Genomic DNA, 21,610 nt, shown 5'->3' on the forward strand with positions numbered 1-21,610 from the left:
AAAAGGTTGTCTTTAAACGAATATCGGAATTTATTATGATGGGGATGAGAGGTAAGGGTTTAGCGCTTGATTAACCCTACCGAACATTATTCTGATCTCCAGTCTGACAAACTATTTGAAATGCGGCTGCTTCACTGTGTGATAGATCAAGGGTTCAACGAACGGAAATTTAGATATACTCCGACTTTTATCGTGCATTAGAAAGAATTTGGAAAAAGTCATAGTGAAAATCCTCCTTATTGGTCTATTCGTGAGATCCCAATAATAAATGATTTTTACTATGACGTTTTTTTGCTTGGATCAGCGGTAAATAGACGTATGTGAATTCACGTGACATTTGTTCCGAGAATCGCGTCGTTGGAACATCCGATAAAGATGAGCTTGTGAAAAAAATCATTTAGCGAAAGCGTTGACACTTGCAGCGTGGGCTCTTATGATGGCAGTGTAACATATGTTAAATATAAGAACATATGATAATAGACAGACTCACTTAAGAAAGTTTCGCTCGAACGAGGAGGAAGTAAAATGAGTTATTCCGACGACGCACGATTACTGACGGAGATCGCTTCAATGTATTACGAAGAAGGCGCCAAGCAATCCGAGGTAGCAAAGAAATTCAACATCAGCCGTTCGCTGGTTTCCAAGTATTTAGCAAAAGCACGTTCCTTAGGCTTAGTAGAAATTATTATTCATGATGATCTGGTTCATCCTTACCGTCTATTAGAGGAAAAATTAGTTGAAAAATATGGACTGACTGAGGTGATCTGTATTGCACCGGCAGCCGCTGAGATGCTGAATAAACGCATCGGGATCGCAGCGGGGAAATATTTGTCCCGCATTTTAAAAGGTGATGAAACAGTTGGTGTCTCCGCCGGGATGGTGGTTCATGAGGCAGCGCAGAATTTTTTGCCAAAGAATCAAATGGAGAATGTTCGTTTTATTCCGCTGGTTGGCGGTTTGGGACAAGAGCATACGGCGCTGCAAGCCAACGTGGTCTGTGAGATTTTCGCCCGCAAGAGCGGCGGTTCAGTATTGGAATTACATGCACCGATCACGGTAGATTCCGCAGAGGCCAAAAAAGTGTTCATGGCGCAGTCGTTTATCAAGAATGTTTTTGATAAAGGAAAAAAAGCAGATATCGCATTAGTCGGGATCGGCGGTTTGCCGGCATATTCCACGATGACCAAAGCGTATTTGCCAAATGAAGAGGTACCACTGAGGAAGGAATTATCTGCTGGCAATGTGTCGGGAGATATTTGTTACAACTTTATTGACGAGGAGGGCGAACTAACAGAGTGCACTTGGAATGACCGCGTTTTAGCGATCAGTCTGGCGGAGTTAAAGCAGATTCCAAAGCGTATTGGGATTTCTGGCGGCAAAGAAAAGGTCAGCGGGATTCGAGCAGCGTTAAAAGGAAAATTAGTCAATGTTTTGATTACCGATGAAGAGACAGCTAAGACGTTACTAGATGAAGATAAATAAAAATGGAGGCGCATAAATGATGACAGCAACGAAAAACATCTCGATTCCTAATCGAGCAGGTTTGACGGATGAAAACTTGGTAGAGCTTTATCGCAGAATGTGGGAAATTCGCTTCTTCGATGAGAAGGTGGATCAGTTATTTGCGAAAGGCTTGATCCATGGCACAACCCACTTAGCAGTGGGGCAGGAAGCGACCGCGGCAGGCAGCGGAGCTGTTTTACGCAAAACAGATTGGATCACCGCGACTCACCGAGGACATGGACAAACGATCGCAAAGGGTACGAATATCAATGAAATGATGGCGGAATTATTTGGCCGCACGACTGGTACGAACAACGGGAAAGGCGGTTCGATGCACATTGCCGATCTTGATACGGGAAATCTTGGCGCTAATGGTATCGTAGGCGGCGGCTTCCCGATCGCAACTGGTGCCGCACTAACCTCAAAATTGAAAAAGAATGATACGGTCGCGTTAGCATATGCCGGTGACGGCTCAACCAATGAAGGCAGCTTCCATGAATCATTGAATCTGGCATCTATTTGGGCTCTGCCGGTTGTCTTCTTCATTGAAAATAACCAATACGGAATGAGCGGACCGTTTAAAACGATGATGAATGTCGAACGTTTATCGGAACGAGCAAAAGCTTACGGTATCGAAGGCATTACAATAGAAGGAAATGATGTCATCGAAGTCATCAATACAACCTATGACGCAGTGGAAAAAGCGCGTCGCGGCGAAGGACCAACCTTGATCGAGGCGATGACTTACCGTTGGAAGGGACATTCCAAATCGGACGCGAAAAAATACCGCACGAAGGAAGAAGAAGAAGATTGGCGCAAGAATCACGACCCAATCAAACTGGCGCGGGAAAAATTTGTCGCGGCAGGACTCTTTACAGAAGAAGAGGCGGAAGAAATTCGCTTAGCAGCTAAACAAGCAATTGAAGATGCAGTGACCTTTGCGGAAGAAAGCCCAATGCCGGAGATCGAAAGTATGTACGAAGACGTTTATTCAGATTAAGAAGTGAACTATTTTTCGATTTGTAAAAAATAATACCTTAAAACGAAGTAGGATGTCAGTTCTGCTTTGCCAGTTCTACTTCTTGCTTCAGCAAGATTAGTAGAATGGTATGCGCAACGAAAATCAAATCATTTTTTACGGGTTTGAAAAAATGATTTCCCAAATAGGAGTTAGCTTCTATCGGAATTTTAGCGGAATGATATACGTGCAGAGAATCAAATTTATTTTTCGGTTTATGAAAAATAATTACCTTAATACGAAGTAGGATGTCAGTTCCGCTTTTCCCAGAGTTAAAAGCTAAAAAAGAAAAATGAAGTTGAAGCTAAAAAAAAGAACAAACACTTTAGCGGAATGATATACGTGCAGAGAATCGAACTTATTTTTCGGTTTATGAAAAATAAATACCTTAATACGAAGTAGGAGGAAGCAGATAATGAGAGAAATCACTTACGCGGAAGCGGTCAGAGAAGCGATGTCTGAAGCAATGCGAGAAGATGAAGATATTTTCATGTTAGGTGAAGACATCGGGGTATATGGTGGCGCTTTCGGTGTCAGCCGCGGCATGGTGGAGGAATTTGGTGAGGAGCGGATTCGTTCGACGCCGATCTCTGAATCAGTGATCGCCGGTGCTGCTGTTGGATCAGCAATGACTGGGATGCGTCCGATTTTTGAAATTCAATTTTCGGATTTCATTACAATCGCATTGGATCAAATCGTCAACCAAGCGGCGAAAATTCGTTATATGTATGGCGGCAAGGCGAAGATTCCCTTGGTGATGCGAACACCCGGCGGCTCAGGAACTGGTGCGGCGGCGCAGCACTCGCAAAGCTTGGAAAACTGGACCGCTCATGTTCCCGGGTTGAAGGTTATCCAGCCAGCGACGGCATATGATGCAAAAGGTTTGCTGCATGCGGCGATCGAAGATAATAACCCCGTGATGTTTTATGAACACAAGCTTTGCTATCGAACGAGCTCGGATGTGCCGGAAGGAAAATACACGATCCCAATCGGTGTGGCCGATGTAAAACGCGAAGGAACCGACATTTCTGTTGTGGCAACAGGGATTATGGTGCATAAAGCGCTAGAGGCGGCGGATATTTTAGCAGAAGAAGGTATCCAAATCGAAGTGGTCGATCCGCGGACCTTGGTACCATTAGATAAACAAACGATTATTGATTCTGTTGTGAAGACAGGTAAAGCGGTCGTGGTGACTGAGGCAGTAAAACGCAGCGGGTTCAGTGCTGAGTTAGCAAGTGTTATCGCGGAAGAAGAATGCTTTGATTTCTTAGACGCACCGATCATTCGTTTAGCCGGCCAAGAGATCCCGATGCCTTACCATCCAGAGCTTGAGAAGAAAGCGGTTCCTCAAGTGGAGGACATTGTTGACGCTTGTCGTGGATTGATGGCATAGGATGTCAGTCCAACTTTTTGCAGGACATTATGTGAGGAAAGATAAAAAATTCTAACAACGAATTAAAAATCATTGATGTTTAGTTGGATGATATACGTGGCGAGAATCAGACTTATTTTTTCGATCTTTGAAAAAATAAATACTGAAAAACGAGATAGGAGTGAAAAGATGGCAAATGAAGTATTGATGCCGAAGTTAAGTTCTACGATGGATGTCGGAACGATCACGACTTGGCTGAAAAATGAAGGTGATTCCGTTGAGATCGGCGAAGCGATTTTTGAGGTAATGACGGATAAAATTGCGATCGAAGTGGAAGCCTATGATGAAGGTATTTTACTCAAAAAATATATTGGCGACGGTGATAGCGCACCCGTGAATTCAGTGATCGCCTACATTGGCGAGGCTGGGGAAGACGTTCCTGCGGATATGCCGAAAGCTGAAACAGAAGCTGCCGAAGAAACGAAAACAGAGGAAGCAGCAGAAACGGTTGAACCATGTGAAGCGACTAAAGAAACTACGATCGCGACTACAAAAGTTCGAGCAACACCAGCAGCTCGGCGAATCGCCCGCGAAAAAGGCATTGATCTACAAACGGTTCAAGGCTCTGGACCGAAAGGACGAATCCAAGCACTGGATGTAAAAGAATATCAAGCGCCCGTAGCGGCACCCGCACAAAAAGCGGCTGAAGGCGAACTGATTCCGTGGAGCGGCATGCGTAAAGCAATCGCGGACAAGATGTCAGAAAGCAAGCATACGATCCCGCATGTCACGATGAACGCAGAAGTTGATCTGACGAAGGTCATCGAGTTGCGAAAACAATTATTGCCGATGGTGGAAGAGCGTACAGATGAACGATTGTCTTTCTTGGAGATTATCGCAAAAGCGGCGATGGTCGCATTGAAAGCGTATCCTGAATTTAATGCTCATGCGTATGAGGATGGAATCCAGCAATTTAATCAAGTCAACCTTGGTGTAGCGGTGGCCGTTGCTGACGGCTTAGTCGTACCAGTCGTAGAGCAGGCGGATCAAAAGGGTCTGAGTGATTTGACCGCAGCAGTAAAAGCGGTGACGAAGAAGGCTCGGAATGGTCAATTGTTGCCAGCAGAAATGAGCGGCGGCACCTTTACCATCAGTTCGTTAGGCCGCAGTAAAGTTCAAACCTTTAATCCAATCATCAATTTACCGGAAGTGGCGATTTTAGGAGTCGGCGGAAGCTATGAAAAATTAGTTGTCGAAGAGACACCGGAAGGACCGCAAGTAGCAACGATCACCGCATTGAATTTATGTCTATCCTTTGATCATCGGGTCGCTGATGGCGCACCGGCTGCAGCCTTCTTAAGTATGATCGTTGAACTGCTGGAAAATCCAATGAGCTTGTTGCTGTAGAAGGAGACTGAATATGACGAAAAAAACAGATACAGTCGTAATTGGCGCGGGACCTGGCGGTTATGTGGCGGCCATTCGTGCGGCGCAATTAGGGCAAAAAGTGACTGTGGTAGAAGCGGAGCATATCGGCGGTGTATGTCTAAATGTCGGATGTATTCCATCCAAGGCCTTGATCACAGCGGGGCATCGCTATCAAGAAGCACAACATTCTGATTTTCTAGGGTTGAGTGTGAAAGAGGCGAAGTTGGATTTTGCCAAAACACAACAGTGGAAGGACCAGCAAGTTGTTAAAACACTGACTTCGGGTGTTGGCATGCTGTTGAAGAAAAATGGTGCGGACGTTATTATGGGACGGGCCAAATTTACTGGACCGCAAAGTTTATCTATCACAACAAAAAACGGTGAAGAAAAACTGGAATTCAAACATGCGATCGTGGCAACAGGCAGCCGACCAATCGAGATTCCTGGTTTTGCTTTCGGCGGCCGTATACTAGATTCTACCGGCGGACTGAACCTAAAAGAGATTCCGAAAAAGCTGATCATTATCGGCGGCGGAATCGTCGGCTCAGAGCTGGGCGGTGCGTATCGCAATCTTGGTTCAGAGGTCACGATTATTGAAGGCAGTCCAAATATCGTTCCGAATTTTGAAGCGGATATTCAAAAGATCGTGGCACAACGCTTTAAACAAAATGGCGTGGAGATTTTTACCGATGCGAAAGCTAAAAAAGCGGTGGAATCTGCAGATGGTGTCGCGGTAGAATTTGAGGTCAAGGGCAAAACTCAAACCATCGAAGCAGATTATGTGATGGTGACAGTCGGACGCAGACCCAATACAGAAAACTTAGGCTTGGAAAAAGCTGGCGTCAAACTCACGGAAAGAAACTTGATCAAGGTCGATGAGCAATACCGCACCTCGCAAAAAACAATTTTCGCGATCGGCGATATCGTAGAAGGCTTGGCACTTGCTCATAAGGCAAGCTACGAAGCAAAGGTCGCAGCAGAAGTGATCGGCGGGAAAAATGTCGCGAAGGATTATCGCGCGATCCCAGCGATCTGCTTCACTGATCCGGAAGTGGCGACAGTCGGCTATACTTTAGCAGAAGCAAAGGCAGAAGGTATCAAAGCCAAGACCGCGAATTTCCCGATGCAGGCAAATGGCCGCGCCTTGTCGCTGAATGCGACGGAAGGATTCGTCCGTTTGGTCTTTGAAGCAGAGACCGAATTAGTCTTAGGTGCTCAAATCGTTGGAGTCAATGCGAGTGATCTAGTGGCTGAGATTACTTTAGCAATCGAATCCTATCTGACATTGGAGGACATTTCTCTGACGATCCATGGACATCCAACACTGTCTGAAATGGTGATGGATGCGTGCGAAGTTGGGCTGGGAATGCCGATTCATATGTAAAATAAAGAAGATGTGCCGAATTGAGCGGCATATCTTCTTTTTGTTGCTTATTTCTTCCCTAATTCCTCATCTTTACGGATCGTGGCATCGATGCCCTTGATCACAGTCGAGATAAAGGCGTTGTCCTCTAATTCAACGATTCCAGCGACGGTTGTTCCTCCCGGCGAACTTACGCGATCGATTAGTGTCCATGGATTTTCCTTGCTGTGAGCCAATGTTTCGGCACTGCCTAGAACCGCTTGTGTCGTCATTTCTAAGGCGATGTCTTTTGGCAACCCATTTTTTACTGCGGCCCGAGCAATCGAATCGATGAACAAGAAGGTATACGCAGGCGAGCTGCCGGCGATGGCTGTGAAGATCGAGAAATATTTTTCTTCCAATGGCCATGCTTTGCCGACGGCGTTAAACAGGTCGATGATCGTTGCGACATCTTCTTTTGTGGCGCTGGTATTTCCGCAAACGGCTGCGGCACCTTCACCCACCATGGCATTCATATTAGGCATCACTCGAACGATTCGGATCGGCTGATCTGTTTCAAATACGTCATAAATGGCTTCGGTACTTGTTCCGGCTGCGATGGAGACGATCAATGGATCATTTTGCAGGATCGCGTCTTTTGCTTCCAGTAAGACGCCTTTAATGACATTGGGCTTCACCGCCAAAATCAAGGTATCGACAGTTTTGATGACTTCCTGCGGATCATTCAACGCGTGAGCGCCGACCTTTTCTGCAAATGCTTGGACCTTTTCTGCTGAGATATCGTATAAATAAATGTCTTCTGGTTGGCTGAAACCCTTTTGGACAATTCCTTCAACAATTGCGGATGCCATATTGCCGGCACCAATAAAACCGATTTTCATGCTAATTCCTCCTGCTGTGTGTGATTTTCTTTCTTTGATAAAGTGTTGCAATCAAATGTTTATTCTTTAAAAAGGTGGTACAATCAATAAAGAAATTATATGCTGATCGTTGCTTATTTAAAATAGTGTAGATAAAGAAGAAAGTGTTTGATTCTAAGGTGGTGAGTAAATGGATGTGACGACTGCACAGTATGCTGATTTTTATCAATTCTTGAACACCTTGGATTGTTACTTAGGTGATGATGGCCAAATGGTCGGCGAAGTTCAGCGTTTCGCTGAGAATCCGCGGCGGGAAATCGCTGCTTTTGTGACTAGAGAGACGAGTGCGCAAATTGCGGTGCCGGCTGATTTTATTCGGCTGCTGTATGTAATGAAGGGCAATGTGAGTGTCCAGCTTGATGGTTCGGAAACGCCATTGAGTGCGGGCGGGCTGATCATAGCTAATCGAGCAACGCCGCTTTCTTATCGAGGTGCCTTTGATGCTGAAGTGATCGTCTTTTATTTTAAGCCGAGTTATTTTTCAGAGTCATTGCTGGGACAGTTTTTTGAAGAGCCGCAGCTTTATCGTTTTTTTGTGGAGGCCTTGAGTGACGAATTTAGCGGGATCGCGCGTTTTCTGGTTTATGATTTTGCCAAGGTCACGGATGTTCATTTTTACGCGCTGCTGTTGTTAAAGCAAGTGGTCAAAATGGCTTACTTCAATAATAAAGTCACCAAATCGGCCTTCATACTTTTGATTGTGGAGATCAGTCAAGCAGAACCGGAGCGGTTGATCGCCAAAGACCGGTTTGTCTCTAATGGACAGTTGACTGAAGAGATACTGGCTTATATCGATGTTCGGTTGGATCAGGTGACCTTAGAGGAGGTTGCGCAAAAATTTCATTTTCATCCGAATTATTTATCGAGTTTATTGAAGGAGAAGACGGGGCATTCATTTACGGAGATCGTCTTGTTAAGAAGAATTGAGCGTTGTAAAAGCTATTTAGAACAAACCGATCTGACCGTCCAAACGATCGTGGAGCGTCTGGGCTATAAGGATAAGGCCTTTTTCTATAAGCGCTTTAAACAGATCGAAGGAGTCACGCCGCGTCAGTATCGAAAAATGCGAGAGGAAGAAAACTAATGTATGAAGATATTTTTGCCGAGGTTCAGTTAACGGTTGTCGAGCAGCCGATCGAATGGGTGGAGGAGCTGCCGCTGTATCGCGGTCATCTTAAAGAATTGCCGTTTATCACGGGAGAGGGTTCCTCGAAAAAAGCCATGTACCGCCAACTAGCGGAGCAATATCAGGAATATGCCGCGTTGAACCAAGTCGAGGACAAAGAAGAAGAAATGACTTCTTCCTTATTAACAGCGGATCAATTGTTGAAGTATTATGATGGAGAGACCTTTGACGGCTTTTCTTTGGGTGATTTATTGAATGATGAGTAGAGCAAGTTTATATACCTTTTCAAGCTTTTTCGCTAAACTAGATGAAAAGGAGCTGAAGCTATGTCACCGATCGAAAAATATATCAATGATGCCGAACAAGAGCAGCAGCCGATGCTGAAAGAAATCTACCAGCTTATCAAAGAAATGGTTCCGGCAGAAACAACAGAAAAAATTTCCTATGGGATGCCGACCTTTTATTTAACGGAGAATTTGGTTCACTTTGGCGCCATGAAAAAACATTTAGGCTTCTATCCGACACCTAGTGCGATGGCGGCTTTTGAAGACCAGCTGAAAGACTATAAAACCTCAAAAGGCGCATTGCAGATTCCCTATAAGCAAGAATTGCCGACGGACTTGATCACGGAAATGATCCGCTTTCGTCTGAAAGAAGTGGTGGAGAAAAATGCTTAAAGAACTTGAGATCATGCTGTATGTCAAGGATGTCGCAGGCTCGGCCGCCTTTTGGCAGGAAGGCCTAGGCGGAAAGATCATTTCCCAGCAAACGATGCCGGACGACTCTCTGCAAGTTACGGTCGAATTATTCGAGGCGGTGCATCTGGTCCTCTTCGATCGTAATTTCATTGAGAAATATTCGCCTGAGGTCGTCGATAACGTACCTTCGTTACTATTGAAGGTGACAGACTTGGACAGCTATCATAAACGTCTGCAAAAGCTTAGCCCAACCGTGAACCCAATTACGGATCAGGGCGGAAGACGGCTGTTTAACTTCGCCGATCCAGAAAATAATTATTTTGTTTTGAGTGAATGACCTTCAAGCAATTGAAGGTTATTTTTTTGTCAGTCACGCTTTTCGCAGTATAAAACGTGAGAAAGCTAATCACTAAGCTATCGCCTTTTTCTGTGTAATCAGTTTAGCGTGATGATATGCGTACGAAAATAAGGACATTTTTCCGGTTTTAGAAAAATGTTTCTTTGTTTATGAGTTAGCTGTCAGTCACATTTTCGCAGTATGAAAAGTGAAGAATATAGTCATTAGTATGAAGCCTCTTTTTTGCGCAATCAGTTTAGCGTGATGATATGCGTACGAAAATAAGGCGTTTTTCTGGTTTTCGAAAAATACTTCTTTATCTATGAGCTAGCAGTTCTTTATTGGAACTCATGGAATCCTTTAAAGTTTATAGGGCGAATATCATCAAACTATTACTGGATTTAAGTCAAATTCCTTGTGAATTGTTGTATTATCTTAAAAGGAAAAAGAGCTTTCATTGATTAATTTATTTAGAGGAGAGTATTATGGTACAAATTTTGTTGGGGCTGCTAGGTGTCCTATTGGTTTACTATCTTTTTTATTTTGTTCGCGATTTGATCGCTGAACGTGGAAACTGGGGCGGCGGAAACTTTTTGGTTTCTGGTGTGATCGGTTTTATTACGGACGCGATGGATACGTTAGGGATCGGCAGCTTCGCACCGACGACGATGCTGCTGGAAACGACTAAGCAATTAGACAATGACCGTCAATTGCCGGGGACGTTAAATGTCTCCCACACGGTTCCAGTAATTATTGAAGCATTTATTTTTATCACGGTAGTTAAAGTAGCACCGTTGACCTTATTTTCATTAGTGCTTGCAGCGATCGTTGGTTCTTATGTCGGCTCGAAAACCGTCAGCAAGCTGCCTGAGAAAAAAGTGCAGTTTTATATGGGGATCGCGTTGATCGTCACTGCTGCATTGATGGCGTTAAAACAATTAGGTTTGCTTGATTTGTTAGGAACTGGCAATCATTTAACTGGTTTGACTGGGATAAAATTGATCATCGGGATTGTCGGCAACTTTATTCTAGGGGCCTTGATGACGATCGGTGTTGGCTTGTACGCGCCATGTATGGCGATGGTTTACATGCTGGGCTTGAGTCCGTTGGTGGCTTTTCCAATTATGATGGCTTCTTGTGCGGGACTGATGCCTGTTGCCGGAACCAACTTTATTAAATCGGGTGATTATTCTCGCAAAGTCAGCTTGGCGATTACGATCGGCGGGATCATTGGTGTGATCATCGCGACACGCTTTGTTACTGGTTTGAATATGACTGTTTTAACATGGGTCGTGATCTGTGTTGTCCTTTATTCAGGCTTCACCTACATCCGTAAAGGAATGCACGTTGTTGCAGGTAGTTTGAAGAAGTCCTAGAGAGAAATCTCTAGGTTTTTTTTTAAAATCATTAAGCGTATCTGTTCAATAGCCGCGAGATGGCAGATAATAAGTGAAAGACATTACTGATAGGGAGAAAATATGGATCAGGAATTATTAATCATCGACTTGCTGTCTGCCGGGGAGCCGCTTTATAAACGCGTTCGGAAAAATCGACAAAAGAATCTGATTTCGGCTTTTCTGTTTTTGGTTGGCGCTTGTCTACTATTTTTCGGTATCGGCAGTTTTGTTTATCAGCGTTTAGAGCTGCGAGTCCATTCGATCGATAGCGGTTATTGGCTGCGGGGCTTTTATCATTTATCGCTAGTGTTGGGAACCCTCAGTGTGGCAGCCGTGGCAGTTTTTTTCATCGTGAATGGGCTTCAAGGTATTCGTCTGCGGCGATCGTTTCAACGTTTTCTGGAGCGCTATGTAAAAAAGGCGGCGCAGTACCCTGTGATCTATCAGGATAGTGAGGCTTATTATTTGGCGGAGGCGGCGCGCAAGCCGTCGCTTCGTTTATTGAAATCGGATTGTCTTGAATTGACTACGACCTTTGATGGCGGAACGATTTATTTAAGCAATCGCCAAGAATTTTGGGGCTTTGCTTCTATTCAATTGTTTGTTTTGAACGGGGAACCGCCAGTATTGCCAGTGACCTTTCCAAAGGCACAGGGAATGAATCGGAAGTGGTCTTTGTTAGCGATCGGTCTGATTTTTCTCGGAGCAGTCGGAGTGTTTGCTTATGATGGACTGACGCGTCATCAAAGACTTTACAGTGATACTTCCGAGCCGATACAGCCAACGGCTTCAAGTGAAGCAGCGCCGCTGACAAGTGACGATTTATTGACGCAGCAGGGGACCGCTCCAACGAAGAAAGTGAACCAAACAAATCATTTAGACTTGAAGGAACAAACTCGCGAGCTTTATCTGACAACGGATGGCGGGATGACTTGGTCCTTTGTGCCGTTGAAACCGGAATGGCTGCGTTCAGGCAGCTATTTGCTGACGAGCGGCGAGATTCCGATGGGGTATTGGATGGATAAGACGTATGATATCTCAAAGGATTTTTCTTGGTTTATCTATTCGGAAAACGAAAAGGACCTGTTTTTCTTATTCTCTAATGACAATGGCAAGACATGGCAAAAATCACTCGTTTCGGATATGGCTCAGCGAATTCGGTATCGGAAGGCTCAGTTTTTCGCAGATGGCAGCGGGGTGTTGGTGTATTCCAATGTATCGCCGGAGGTTTCCTCGGAAGGGCTGGAGATTTTTCAGACGAATGATCAGGGGAAGACATGGCAGCGGAGCAACGGCACGGCGATCGGACAGCCTGTTCAAAATGTCAGCTTCGTTAACCCGACGTTAGGATTTGTTTCAACCAGAGAGCAGCTCTATTACACCAATAATAGCGGCAGCTCCTTCAAAGAAGCGGTGGTGACGATCCCGGCGGAGTATCAGACAGGCGGTCTGGATCTTTTTCAATCGCCGAATGAGGTTACGCAGGTCAGCGCCAATCAGCTGGAGGCTAAATTCTATTTGTTGAAAATGCGCGGGATCGACCAAGGCAAGATGTTTGCTTGTTTGTATCGCTCTTCCGATAATGGCGAGACGTGGCAATTTGCCGAGCAGCTGTCGCAGGTAGAGCAGAATGATTAGGATATAAGAAAGCCGCATTTGAAAAAATGCGGCTTTTTACTGCTATTCAAAGGCTTTGTTAACATCTTCCAGCATCATTTTCGTCGATTCCAAACCGCCGCCGCTTAGGTACCAAACGTCAGGCTGTAGGGAAATTACTTTTTTATCTTTGCCGGCGGTTGTTTGAACGACTAGTTCATTGTCCGCGACATTATTATTGCTGTCATCGCCGCCGATTGCTTTTGTCCGATCGACGACAAAGAGCACATCAGGGTTTTTGTCTAAGACATATTCGTAAGAAACACTTTGTCCATGAGTCGAAGCTTTGATCGCATCGTCTGCTTCAGCAAAGCCGAAGGTATCATAAATGATTCCGAAGCGTGAATCTTTTCCATAGGTAGATAATTGTCCTTCGTTGACTAGGACAGTCAAGGCTTTGTCTTTGCTTTCTTCTGCTTTTGCTTTGGTTTCTTTGATGCTGGTTTCAAGGGCTGTTAATTGTTTTTTCGCTGCTTTTTCTTTGCCGAAGATTTGACCTAATGTTTCAACATTTTGTTTGATAGAGTTCCAGGTATCGGATGTATCCACTGCCAGATACATCGTTGGCGCGATTTCCTTCAGTTGATCTAAGAAGTCGCTTTGACGACCAGAGATAATGATCAAGTCAGGCTTCATTTGGTTGATTTTTTCTAAATCAGGCTCCTTGATCCCGCCGGCTGAGTCGACTTTTTTGTAATCTTCCAAATAGGTTGGCAGGTTATCCGTTGCTGCCCCCACGATTTTGTCGCCAACGCCTAAAGCGTCCAAGGTATCTAGTGAGCCGTTATCGAAAACGACGACTTTCTCAGGATTCTTAGGGACGGTGATTTTACCGTTTGAGTCATTGACTTCGATCGTTTCCTCTTTGACTGTGCTGCTTGTTGCGGCTTTTCCAGTCGAATCGCTGGTTCCTTCATTATTTGTTGAGCCGCAGCCGGCCAATCCAATCCCCAGCAATACCACAGATAATCCAACTATATATTTTTTCATGTTTGTTTCCTCCTAATTTATAATTAAAGATCTCATTGGTGAATGAGTCTATTACCAAAAGTTAGATGTTGCTTAATTGAAATACATGCAGAAGCGTTTGCCGTCCAGCTCACAGATTTTAATCTCCATGTCGTACAGAGCATTCAAAATGTGGGGCTGGATCATTTCCTCCATCGTTCCATGGGCGAAAATCGCTCCATTTTTCATTGCTACGATCTCATCGGCGTAGGTCGATGCGAAGTTGATGTCGTGAATCACCAGTAAAATGGTTTTATGCTCTTCTTCCACCAAGCGTCGCAGGGTCTTCATCAGCTGGACCGCGTGATTCATGTCTAAGTTGTTCAAGGGTTCGTCTAATAAAATGTATTCCGTATCTTGCGCTAAGATCATCGCGATGTATGCCCGCTGTAGCTGGCCGCCGGATAAGGTGTCGATCATCTCGTCGGCCATCTCGACTAAGCCGAGCTTTTCTAAAGCATAGTCGATCATGTCTTGATCCTCTGCGGTCATCCGGCCTTTTGAATAAGGGAAGCGGCCAAAGCCGACAAGTTCACGTACGGTGATGCGCAGATTGACGCCGTTGCTTTGCTTTAGGATCGATAATTTCTTTGACAGTTCATTGGAGCGCCAAGCCTTTACCTCATTGTGATCGAGATAAATTTGACCGGCATCGATTGAAATCAAGCGGCTGATCATCGACAGCAGTGTACTTTTGCCAGCACCGTTTGGTCCGATAAAGGCGGTCAGCTTTTCTTCTTTGATGGGCAGGCTGACCTCGGAAATTACTTTTTTCGCACCGTAATTCTTTGATACTTCATTAAGATCGATCATTTTTGCCGCCTTCTCTCATAAATAATTTTCCAGATAAAGTACAGACCGCCGACAAATTGTGTTACGACACTGACGGTTGTCTTTAAATGAAAGACTTGCTCGACTAAAAATTGGCTGCCGACCAAAAAGATGATTCCCAGTAAAATCGCGGTGGGAAACAAATAGCTGTGGCGATAAGTCGACATCAGCTGATAACTGATATTTGCAACGATAAAGCCTAAAAACGTGATCGGGCCGACTAACGCGGTCGCTGTTCCGGTTAACAGGCTGACTAAAAACAAGATCAGGATCTGAAATTTATTTAGTGAGATCCCAAGATTCGTCGCTTGATCGCCGCCTAAATGCAGGACATCCAGATAACGATTGGCAGCGAACAAAATGACGGAGCCTAGTAAAATGATCCCAGCCGCCAAGCCTAGATGCGTGGTATTGATATTGCCGAAGCTGGCAAATAGCCGACCTTGCAGCAGATCGTATTCATTCGGGTCCATCATCACCTGCAGAAAGTTGCTGGTACTGCTGAATAAGGTTCCGAAGATCATTCCCAGCATCAGCAGAATAAATAAATCATTTTGCCGCCGCTGCAATAAAAGCTTAGCTAATACCAAACTCAAGAGCGCCATCAAAAAAATACTGATCAAAAAGGTAGAGGTCTGTTCCTGCGAGAGCATCTTGACTCCGCCCACGATAAAAAACAGCAGGGTTTGGATCAATACATATAAGGAATCCAAGCCAAGGATATTGGGTGTTAAAAATTGGTTTTGGGTCAGAGTCTGAAAACTGACGGTGGCCATTCCGGTCGCCAGCGCTACCAGTATGAAGGCCGCGACTTTTTTCCCCCGCAGCATCCAAGCAAACTGGAAGTTGCCATACGTGTTATAGGTCAAGTAAAGCCCGCATAAGAGTACAGCGCTGAGCGTAAGAACGGTCAGCAGCAGTTCTTTTTTGCCAAGAGAAATTTTCATGCGCGCTTCCTCCTAACCAATAAGTAAATGAAGATCACGCTACCTACGATTCCCACCGTCAAGCTGACTGGAACCTCGTATGGCGCGATGACGATCCGCGAAAGGATATCGCAGGCCATCAAAAACAGACTGCCGCTCAATGCGGTGATCCAGAGATTCTGCTTTACATGGTCGCCGTAAATCAGGGAAACGATATTCGGCACGATCACGCCTAAAAAAGGAACGGTGCCTACCATGATCAAAACTAATCCACTGGCCCCAGCAACCAGACCGATCCCAAGCAGTTGAGTCAAACGATAATTGACTCCTAGATTGACCGCCACATCTTCACCTAAACCGACGATTGTGAAGTAATAGGCAAAAAAATAAATGATAAAAAATAGCGGGATCGTCAGATACAACAGCTCATAGCTGCCTTTAGCTACTAGTGAGAAATTCCCCTGCAGCCAAGAGGACATGTTTTGGATCAATTGAAACTGGTAAGCAAAAAAAGTCGCAACGGACCCGACGATATTGCCGAACATCACGCCTAACAAGGGCAGAAAAATCGGGTCTTTGTTTGGCAGCAGCCGACTTAATCCCAAAAAGATCAAGGTGCCGAGAAAGGCGAAGGCAAAGGCGGCCAAGGTTCGGATCAATGTAGAGGCATTCGGCAAAAAGAGCATGACCAGCAAAATACCTAAGCGGGCACTATCCATCGTGCCGGCCGTTGTCGGTGAAACAAATTTATTTTGAGTCAGATGCTGCATGATCAGACCGCAGATACTCATCGTAGCACCTGCCAAAATCAAGCTGACGGTCCGAGGTACGCGGGTAGTAGCAAGGATCAGCCACTGTTCTGGATCACCATGAAATAAAGCCTGCAGCATCAAATCTTTTACTCCGATAAAAATAGAGAGAGCGCTTAACAAACATAAAACAAGCACGATTCCTTTCTTATTCAATTATTCACCCCACAGTTAATTGATAATGATTATCATTCTCTCTGAATATAAAGTTTAGGTGAAAAGCAAAACAAAAGCAAGTTATTTTTAAATGATATTTTCAATAAAAATGATGACAACAGGGGCGAGTTTCGCGAATTCGCTTATTATCATAGGGTTTGTATCAAAGTTATTAGCTGCAGAACTTATTTTATCCAATTGTGTAGAACTGAATTTATTAAAGAGCAAAAAAGACTAGGAATTTCTTCCCAGTCTTTAGCTAATACTCATTTATTTTTCTTTTCTGAAGGTTACGAGAATCGCACTTCTGGTCGCGATAACATTGGGCATATATGAATGGGTGACAAATTCCCAGCCTTCATTGGCCCGACTGTTGATCAAATCATCCAAGTGATCTAAATCCCCCGCACTGGCACTATCCTTAAACCATTTCACGGATGTTTCTAATACTTCGCTTTTGTAAGTCCACATACCTAACGCCTCCTTTTTTATCATTATAGAATGGAAAAAAGACAGCAGACGGGAATTGAAAGGATTGTTTCTAAAATAGACGGTGCAGCTGTAAATCATTACGTTTATATGTAGAAAAAGAAACTATAGTTTCAGACTGAATCGCGGTCTCTATCAGTCAGCATTTTTTGATAGGTCGCTTGTTTAGCTTCCAAAAAGGTCAGATGCTCATCGATTTTTCTTCTTTCTGCTAACAGGCGGTTTCTTTGAGCAGCTAAAAGCTTCATGCGCTTTTCGATGGTCTGATCGCCTTGGCTGCGCAGCTGTGAATATTTTTTGATTGTTTCTAGTGGCATACCGGTCTGCTTCAGTCGATATATGAAGCGCAACCACTCGATGTCCGCATCGCTGTATTCACGATAGCCGCTTTTATTTTTAGCCGGGGTGCTGATTCCCAGTTCTTCATAGTAACGCAGCGTGGGGATGCTAAAGCCGATCATTTTTGACACCTCGCTGATTTTATACATTGCTTTTCTCCTTACTTGTGAAAATTTTTTAACAGAAACACTTGCTGTCAAGTCCACTTGATAGTTTATAGTACTTTACCATAAAGGAGGCAGAGACTGCTATGAGTGATAAAAGAATGGAACAAGGCATCAAGAATTTGAAAATGATCGATGGTGAGGCTGGTGAACGGGTGATTCAGAATCTTCAGGATATCGCCCCAGAGGTTGGCCGATATATTTTGGAGTTTGCCTTTGGCGATATCTATAATAATGAGGCGCTGTCTTTTAGGGAACGGGAGATCATTACGATCACGAGTCTTTTGACGCAGGGGGATACTAAAAATCAGCTGATGGTGCATATCAATGGTTCGCTGAATGTGGGGCTTACGGAAGAGGAGATCATTGAGGTATTTACCCACTGTATTCCTTATGTAGGTTTTCCGAAGGTTTTAAATGCAATTACGGTAGCCACGAGTGTCTTTGCTGAAAGAAACGCTTAGTTGGAGACGCAATTTTCACAAGCTATTGACATTCCCCTACTATCTTAGGTACCGTTAGTATAGTACCAATGAATACGCTATCAAAGAAGGAGGAGAAATGTATATGTTTGATTTAAATGGAAAAGTAGCAGTGGTAACAGGTGCAAGCAGCGGATTAGGTCGGGATGCGGCGATCGCTTATGCGCAGGCTGGTGCAGATGTAGTTTTACTGGCTAGACGTTTGGAACGGTTAGAAGAAGTCGCAGAAGAGATCAAAAAGATCGGGCGCGATGTGTTGGCGATCAAAATGGATGTTACAGATGAAGAAAATGTCAAAGCCGGAATCCAACAGGCTTATGATCACTTTGGGCATCTGGATATTCTGCTGAACAATGCGGGAATCGCGGTGCGCGGCGGTGTTGATTCCTTAACTGTGGAAGACTTTGACAAGTCCATGGATGTCAATGTGAAGGGAATTTTCCTAGTCAGCAAATACGTAGTGAAACACATGATGGACAATAACTACGGACGAATCGTCAATGTTGCTTCGATCAACGCGGTCATGGCGGACAAGGATGATGTGTTCATTCGTCATTCATACAATGCCAGCAAAGCAGCAGTTCTAGGGCTGACAAAAGGAATGGCAGCCAGCTATGGAAAATACAATATCACTACCAATGCGATCGGACCAGGCCTGTTTGAGTCTGAAATGACAGAAGACACCTTGTTCAAATCAGAAGACTTCTTAAACCTATATCAAGGCTTGAATCCAATGAGCCGTCCAGGCAAACATGGAGAATTAAATGGTACAATCCTCTACTTCTCAAGTGATGCGTCCAGCTATACGAATGGGCAATTCATCGTAGTTGATGGCGGGATGTCGATCGTTTAAGCAAAAAATTCGGGGCACTTTCTCAAAGCGAGAGAGTGCTTTTTTTGATTTATAAATTACTGTCCTCATTTGCCGCTATGTTTGCTACAATCAATAGGTGATAAATACTGAGAGAACAGGAAGGGTACAAATGAAAAATTGTCCAAATTGTGGTCATGAAAATTTGGCTGATGCGCGTTTTTGTGAAGAGTGCGGGCAGCCATTTGCCATAGAAGTTTCCGAAGAGCCAGTCATTGCGGAAGAGGAGCAGCAGGAGCTGGAAAAGAAACGTTTCTGTCCAAATTGCGGCGAGTCCATTCCGGCAGACGCTGATTTTTGTCCGAATTGCGGACATCCGTTAAAAGCAGCGATGCGCCCGGCAACTGCGGTGAGAAAGTCGTTATCAAAGAAACAAAAAATCGCAATCGGTACGGGAGCTGCGATCGTAGTGCTGTTAATCGGCGGTTTTCTCTTCAGCCGTCATTATTACAGCTATCCGCAGCAGTTGAGCCGCTTGGAGCAAGCCTTCAAAACACAAGATCCGGAAAAAATCGCGGAGGTCGTGACTTCGGAGGACCCTAATTACCAAGTATCGGCGGCCAATCTGAAAAAATTTGTCAGCTATTATCAAGAAAGCAGCCATAAAGCCGATTTTGCTGATTTTTTGACGGATCTGAAAACGAATCCCAGTCATTTAGCAGACTTCTCACTTCAAACCAAGGGGAAATATCTAGGACTATTTCCGCGCTATCAGTTGGTGATCCAGCCGGTCTACCTGACAGTTACGACCGATCAAGCTGGCATGGCGCTGTCGTTAGATGATAAGAAATTAGCGACCTCTAAAGGAAGCAACTACCAGACGACTTGGGGACCGCTAACACCGGGCAGCTATCAGGTCGAGGGGAAATTAGACAACGAGAAATCAGTCTCTAAGCAGGCGTTGATGCGCTACAATAACCCTGAGTTTGAGACAAACAGTCATGTGACTATCAATCTGCACAAGATTTCTTTTAAAGTCACATCGAATGTCGACGGAGCGAAGGTTTTGCTGAATGACAAGGAAGTCGGAACGATCGAAAAAGGGCAGGCAGAGATCAAAGATGTCGTTTGGCATCAGGGGATGGAGGTCCAGCTGACCTTCAAAACAGCCAGCGATCAGCTGAAAAGCGATACGTATCAAATCGCAGCATCTGAATTTGCGGCGGAGGACTATGATGAAGGCAGCTATGCTTCAGCGATCCAGCTGGATTTTGACCATGTTCAATCAACGGCGGATGTTCAGAATTTCTTGGACAGCCTGTACAGCGATCTGTCGGGTTATACTTCGAGGTATGGTGCTTTCGGTGCAGCGCAAAAGAGCGAACTGGCGGAGTATTTTGTTAATGGTCTGAGTAATGCGGATGAAAAGGACTTCGAGAAATTTATCAATGATATTCGTACCAGCAGCAAGAAATCACGGGTCGATGCCAAAGCCAAAGTCGAATCGGTCAGCATGACCGGCAGAGATGTTTACACTGTTCAATACTTGATTTATTACGATACGGTCTACACTGATGATACGGATGATGTGAGTGAAGTCTTCCGCTATAAGAAGGCCACGCTGCATTATAACGAAGACGAAGCAGAATTCCAGATCGACAATCTCGGAGGAGCGGAGAACTTTGAGAGAGTCAGCGGAGGCGTATAGGAAAAGGGATGCCATGATCGGCATCCCTTTTTTGAATCAGTAGCATTTCGCGCACGCTGTCAGGCCACGATTTTGAGCTTCTTCTAGTGTGGCAGGTGTGTAAGTGCCGTTTCCGCATTTATGGGTGTGATACTTGCTGCCGGTCGGCGTGACATAGACTGTCTGGCCTTGTGCAGCTTCGGCGGCTTGGGCTTGCTGCTGTGCTTGGGCCTCTGCTTCTGCTTGCGCTTGGGCCGCCGCGGCCTGTTGAGCGGCGGCTTCTTGAGCGATTCGTTCCTCTTCGGCCTTCTTGGCCGCTTCCGCTTCTTCTGCTAACCGTTTTTCTTCGGCTTTTCTAGCTGCTTCTGCTTGTTCTGCCGCGCGCTTCTCTTCGGCTTCTTTGGCCTCTTGTTCTTTTTTCAGCCGTTCTGCTTCGGCTTTTTTCGCCGCTCTGACTTCGGCCTGCGCCTTTTTGTATTCATCAGCGGCTGTTTGGTTATACCCTTTGCCTGCTTGCGCGTAGTTTTCGATAGCCCAAATATTGCGGCTTTGCTCTTTGGCTTTTTCCTCGGCCTTTTTGATTTTATCAAGGTATTTCGTGTTCTTTCCCTTGGTGCTGCGGGCTACTGCCAAGCCTTCATTCGCCAATGTTTCTTGAACCAATTTTCCATCGGCCCAAACATACACCAGTTCACGCTTTTTACTATCGCGTTTCGCGCCTTTATCGTATTCTATCTGAATTTTTTCGGCATTTTTCAAAATTTCTTTTGTTCGATCCTTGGCTTCTTGGGCATAAGGATTTTCTTTTTTGAGTTCAGGTGCCTTGATCAGCAAGTATTTTGCAGTGACGATTTTACCATTTTTCAATTTGAACCGCGTAGTATCCCCATCAACATATTTTTTGACTTTGACGGTGACTTTTTTATTGGCAGTTCGTTTGATTTTGACCGTTTTTTCCGTCTTCGATTTCGCTGCCTCTACCTGATAATGTTGTGTAGGGGCGGCAAATAGAAAACTAACTAAAACCGCGAATGTTACCCCAAGCTTTACCCCAATCCTTTTTTTCATTTAAAGTCCTCCTTCTTTCTAT

Annotated in this window: 22 protein-coding genes; 14 read left to right on the top strand and 8 right to left on the bottom strand. The window is 44.8% G+C overall.

Features of this window, described 5'->3' with window-relative positions; translation table 11 throughout:
- Nucleotides 1-525 precede the first annotated feature (525 nt).
- The 5 genes from A5875_RS13540 (at nt 526) to lpdA (ending at nt 6,705) form a co-directional block, all read left to right on the top strand.
- The gene (locus A5875_RS13540) at nt 526-1,482 is read left to right on the top strand and encodes a sugar-binding transcriptional regulator (protein WP_088934087.1); all 957 of its coding nucleotides are present in this window, start codon (nt 526-528) and stop codon (nt 1,480-1,482) included.
- A gap of 16 nt (nt 1,483-1,498) precedes the next feature.
- Nucleotides 1,499-2,503 (top strand): thiamine pyrophosphate-dependent dehydrogenase E1 component subunit alpha, encoded by a 1,005-nt coding sequence (locus A5875_RS13545; protein ID WP_088934088.1) that lies wholly within the window; start codon nt 1,499-1,501, stop codon nt 2,501-2,503.
- Nucleotides 2,504-2,936: 433 nt separating this feature from the next.
- Nucleotides 2,937-3,914 (top strand): alpha-ketoacid dehydrogenase subunit beta, encoded by a 978-nt coding sequence (locus A5875_RS13550; protein WP_088934089.1) that lies wholly within the window; start codon nt 2,937-2,939, stop codon nt 3,912-3,914.
- A 168-nt stretch (nt 3,915-4,082) separates the two neighbouring features.
- Entirely contained in the window at nt 4,083-5,300 is a 1,218-nt protein-coding gene (locus A5875_RS13555) for a dihydrolipoamide acetyltransferase family protein (protein ID WP_088934090.1), read from the top strand.
- A 13-nt stretch (nt 5,301-5,313) separates the two neighbouring features.
- Nucleotides 5,314-6,705 (top strand): dihydrolipoyl dehydrogenase, encoded by a 1,392-nt coding sequence (gene lpdA, locus A5875_RS13560; RefSeq protein ID WP_088934091.1) that lies wholly within the window; start codon nt 5,314-5,316, stop codon nt 6,703-6,705.
- Nucleotides 6,706-6,752: 47 nt separating this feature from the next.
- On the opposite strand, the gene proC is transcribed toward lpdA, so the two are convergent.
- Nucleotides 6,753-7,565: a pyrroline-5-carboxylate reductase gene (gene proC, locus A5875_RS13565; protein ID WP_088934092.1), complete on the bottom strand. Its 813-nt coding sequence runs from the start codon at nt 7,563-7,565 to the stop codon at nt 6,753-6,755.
- Between the two features lie 169 nt (nt 7,566-7,734).
- Here proC and A5875_RS13570 point away from each other — a divergent pair, with 169 nt between their 5' ends.
- The 6 genes from A5875_RS13570 (at nt 7,735) to A5875_RS13595 (ending at nt 12,800) form a co-directional block, all read left to right on the top strand.
- Nucleotides 7,735-8,688 carry a helix-turn-helix transcriptional regulator gene (locus A5875_RS13570; protein ID WP_088934093.1) on the top strand — a complete coding sequence of 318 codons (954 nt, stop codon included), beginning with the start codon at nt 7,735-7,737 and terminating at the stop codon, nt 8,686-8,688.
- Nucleotides 8,688-8,996: a hypothetical protein gene (locus A5875_RS13575; RefSeq protein ID WP_088934094.1), complete on the top strand. Its 309-nt coding sequence runs from the start codon at nt 8,688-8,690 to the stop codon at nt 8,994-8,996. The genes A5875_RS13570 and A5875_RS13575 overlap by 1 nt, the downstream gene beginning before the upstream one ends.
- 60 nt (nt 8,997-9,056) lie before the next feature.
- A complete protein-coding gene (locus A5875_RS13580; RefSeq protein ID WP_088934095.1) occupies nt 9,057-9,407 on the top strand; it encodes an iron chaperone in 351 nt (116 codons plus the stop codon).
- Nucleotides 9,400-9,765, top strand: coding sequence for a VOC family protein (locus A5875_RS13585; RefSeq protein ID WP_088934096.1), 366 nt, complete (start codon nt 9,400-9,402; stop codon nt 9,763-9,765). The genes A5875_RS13580 and A5875_RS13585 overlap by 8 nt, the downstream gene beginning before the upstream one ends.
- 485 nt (nt 9,766-10,250) lie before the next feature.
- Nucleotides 10,251-11,141 (top strand): sulfite exporter TauE/SafE family protein, encoded by an 891-nt coding sequence (locus A5875_RS13590; protein ID WP_088934097.1) that lies wholly within the window; start codon nt 10,251-10,253, stop codon nt 11,139-11,141.
- Between the two features lie 102 nt (nt 11,142-11,243).
- Nucleotides 11,244-12,800, top strand: coding sequence for a hypothetical protein (locus A5875_RS13595; protein WP_088934098.1), 1,557 nt, complete (start codon nt 11,244-11,246; stop codon nt 12,798-12,800).
- 42 nt (nt 12,801-12,842) lie between these two features.
- Here A5875_RS13595 and A5875_RS13600 read toward each other — a convergent pair whose 3' ends face one another.
- From A5875_RS13600 to A5875_RS13625, 6 genes are all read right to left on the bottom strand, one after another.
- The gene (locus A5875_RS13600) at nt 12,843-13,808 is read right to left on the bottom strand and encodes a siderophore ABC transporter substrate-binding protein (protein WP_088934099.1); all 966 of its coding nucleotides are present in this window, start codon (nt 13,806-13,808) and stop codon (nt 12,843-12,845) included.
- A 72-nt stretch (nt 13,809-13,880) separates the two neighbouring features.
- Nucleotides 13,881-14,639 carry an iron ABC transporter ATP-binding protein gene (locus A5875_RS13605; protein WP_088934100.1) on the bottom strand — a complete coding sequence of 253 codons (759 nt, stop codon included), beginning with the start codon at nt 14,637-14,639 and terminating at the stop codon, nt 13,881-13,883.
- Nucleotides 14,636-15,604 (bottom strand): iron chelate uptake ABC transporter family permease subunit, encoded by a 969-nt coding sequence (locus A5875_RS13610; protein WP_088934101.1) that lies wholly within the window; start codon nt 15,602-15,604, stop codon nt 14,636-14,638. The genes A5875_RS13605 and A5875_RS13610 overlap by 4 nt, the downstream gene beginning before the upstream one ends.
- Nucleotides 15,601-16,548, bottom strand: a complete 948-nt coding sequence (locus A5875_RS13615; protein ID WP_088934102.1) for an ABC transporter permease — start codon at nt 16,546-16,548, stop codon at nt 15,601-15,603. Before A5875_RS13615 ends, A5875_RS13610 begins: the two co-directional genes overlap by 4 nt.
- A gap of 270 nt (nt 16,549-16,818) precedes the next feature.
- Nucleotides 16,819-17,019, bottom strand: a complete 201-nt coding sequence (locus A5875_RS13620) for a DUF4177 domain-containing protein (RefSeq protein WP_088934103.1) — start codon at nt 17,017-17,019, stop codon at nt 16,819-16,821.
- 131 nt (nt 17,020-17,150) lie between these two features.
- Nucleotides 17,151-17,525, bottom strand: a complete 375-nt coding sequence (locus A5875_RS13625) for a MerR family transcriptional regulator (protein WP_088934104.1) — start codon at nt 17,523-17,525, stop codon at nt 17,151-17,153.
- 101 nt (nt 17,526-17,626) lie between these two features.
- Here A5875_RS13625 and A5875_RS13630 point away from each other — a divergent pair, with 101 nt between their 5' ends.
- The 3 genes from A5875_RS13630 (at nt 17,627) to A5875_RS13640 (ending at nt 20,541) form a co-directional block, all read left to right on the top strand.
- A complete protein-coding gene (locus tag A5875_RS13630; protein ID WP_088934105.1) occupies nt 17,627-18,004 on the top strand; it encodes a carboxymuconolactone decarboxylase family protein in 378 nt (125 codons plus the stop codon).
- 103 nt (nt 18,005-18,107) lie between these two features.
- The gene (locus A5875_RS13635) at nt 18,108-18,875 is read left to right on the top strand and encodes an SDR family NAD(P)-dependent oxidoreductase (protein WP_088934106.1); all 768 of its coding nucleotides are present in this window, start codon (nt 18,108-18,110) and stop codon (nt 18,873-18,875) included.
- A 130-nt stretch (nt 18,876-19,005) separates the two neighbouring features.
- Nucleotides 19,006-20,541, top strand: coding sequence for a zinc ribbon domain-containing protein (locus A5875_RS13640; RefSeq protein ID WP_088934107.1), 1,536 nt, complete (start codon nt 19,006-19,008; stop codon nt 20,539-20,541).
- Between the two features lie 36 nt (nt 20,542-20,577).
- Here the strand turns inward: A5875_RS13640 and A5875_RS13645 are convergent, their stop codons facing one another.
- Entirely contained in the window at nt 20,578-21,588 is a 1,011-nt protein-coding gene (locus tag A5875_RS13645) for a thermonuclease family protein (RefSeq protein WP_088934108.1), read from the bottom strand.
- Nucleotides 21,589-21,610: the final 22 nt, after the last annotated feature.

It is taken from the genome of Enterococcus sp. 3H8_DIV0648 (assembly GCF_002140655.1).
In the GTDB taxonomy this organism is placed as follows: domain Bacteria; phylum Bacillota; class Bacilli; order Lactobacillales; family Enterococcaceae; genus Enterococcus_A; species Enterococcus_A hulanensis.